Consider the following 1907-nt stretch of genomic DNA (forward strand, 5'->3'; position numbering starts at 1 on the left):
GATGGCGTTTTCCGGTTTTGCACCCCAAGAGCCCGCATTGGCACAACCGGAAAGTAATAGAGAAGAGGCGAGAACTAATAATATTATTTTTAATTTAATCATTTTATCTACTTTATTTTTATAAAATAAGAATGACATATAAATAATTAATTTATGATTTGATACTTATATTAGAAAGTGAACTTACTAAAGTACAACCACAAGCACAATGATGCCCTTCTAATGCAATTGCTCTTTTATTTATTATTGAATTTCTTGCCCCTTCAATAATTTTATTTTCACCATGCTTATTACAAATAACCTTATCATCAACACAAGCAACAGATTTTCCATACGCTAAATAACTCCCTGTGATCACTTGTCCACCATAAGGATTTAAAGTATCTCCAACTCTAATTATTTTTTTCATTTTATATTCTTTTTAAGTGTGAATTTAAAAAATAGTAATCTGATTAAGTTAATTATTAGAATAGTATTTACGAATATACTCTTCTACTGTGCCTAAATGGTCACTATTATTGGCTTGAATAGCAAGGGTATATAAATGATTGAAATTTTCTTCTTGAGTTATTGATGTGTTATTAAACTCTGAATATGACCTTAATTCCTCTGCATCACTTATACAGCCAATTTTATTAATTTGTTCATCGTTAAATTGCATTATTGGAAAAGATTCATCTTCAATTTCTGGATGATAATTTCCTAATAACCAACTCATATCATTGTCTCTATCCAACCACCCCCAAATAAAAGTAATATCAGTGAATCTTTTTTTTTGTTCAGGTGTAAGAATATCTTTTACTAGTGTTGGAAATACCCGTGTATCATAAAAACGAAGTAAGCAAGATTTAAATCCCCATTCAATTTCTGCAAGAGAAAGTAAAAATGTAGATAACATATTAAATGGAAGAGGGGATGATGTTATTAATAATCGAGGCTCTGAATAAAGTAATTCAAATAACTCTTCTAATAAGATTACATGTGTACTTTTATTCCAATCAATACGAATAAGTAAAGGGGCTTGTTCTAAAAAACCTTCTTCTGGCATATTGGTGAAAAGAGAACACCATCTAATATCATTATCCATTTTGATTAACGCTGGAACGATGGGGTTTTCTAACCCAGCTTGGTCAATAACAATATCGAGATAATCTAGATGTGTTTTTTCTGAGATCAATTTTAATTGTTTTATCCATTGATCCGTTATTTCTTTTGATGGGGATTGTAATGTATTATTCACGGATAGCGACTCCCATAGCATTTTCTTGTGCTTTCTTTAAACACTCTTTACAAACAGATTGAGGAAGGTCTGGTAATGGGAAATCTTCACTCGCGGGTTCACTCCAAATATGTTGTCCTTTTAGACTTAAACGGCTTGGTGTGTGAATTTCAATTTGGCCATCAGGCATTATTTTAATATATCCACCGCCACAGCCTAAAGTAATTCCATTTTTAGCAGTTAATTGGATATGACCTTGAGTTGATTGCACCGTAATATCTTTAAGTGCCGTTGCTTCGAAGATATCGCCATGTGATTCTAATTCAAAAGGTCCTTTTCCAGAGACAATGCGTACACCTTCTTTTTGAGACAACATCGAGATTTGCTGATATGCATTTACTGCTATTTTTTGTGTACTCGATAAGTGCATTTCACCTTTCGTTTGAGCATAGAGTGCTTCAACACTTTGCATAAGTAGTGTTTCATTGGTAACAATACCTATTCCTTCTGGTGCATGCATTAAAATAGAAGGTGAAGTTAGTTTATCGGTATTTTTTAAAAGATTATCTAATCCTTCTTTTTCTGGTTGAAGATTGTGGTGGGCTTGTGTGATTTCTCTGCAATCACCTAGCTGGCTTATTGCACCTTTAATTAAAGATATTGCAGGATCCATCGCTAGAACTTCACC

At 32.6% G+C, this 1907-nt stretch carries 3 protein-coding genes; all 3 read right to left on the minus strand.

Annotation, left to right across the window (positions count from 1 at the left end; all coding sequences use genetic code 11):
* Window positions 1-151 precede the first annotated feature (151 nt).
* Window positions 152-409, minus strand: coding sequence for a PAAR domain-containing protein (locus JEP40_RS18905; RefSeq protein WP_198624802.1), 258 nt, complete (start codon window positions 407-409; stop codon window positions 152-154).
* Between the two features lie 48 nt (window positions 410-457).
* Entirely contained in the window at window positions 458-1240 is a 783-nt protein-coding gene (locus JEP40_RS18910; RefSeq protein WP_198624803.1) for a DUF4123 domain-containing protein, read from the minus strand.
* A partial coding sequence (locus tag JEP40_RS18915) for a DUF2345 domain-containing protein (protein ID WP_198624804.1) occupies window positions 1233-1907 on the minus strand: 675 nt, incomplete at its 5' end. The genes JEP40_RS18915 and JEP40_RS18910, both read right to left, overlap by 8 nt.

The organism is Proteus vulgaris, assembly GCF_016239305.1.
GTDB lineage: Bacteria > Pseudomonadota > Gammaproteobacteria > Enterobacterales > Enterobacteriaceae > Proteus > Proteus vulgaris_C.

Bases quoted from the DNA above. Each gene is read 5' to 3' on its own strand.
- JEP40_RS18905 (WP_198624802.1), bottom strand. From the start codon at position 409: ATGAAAAAAATAATTAGAGTTGGAGATACTTTAAATCCTTATGGTGGA.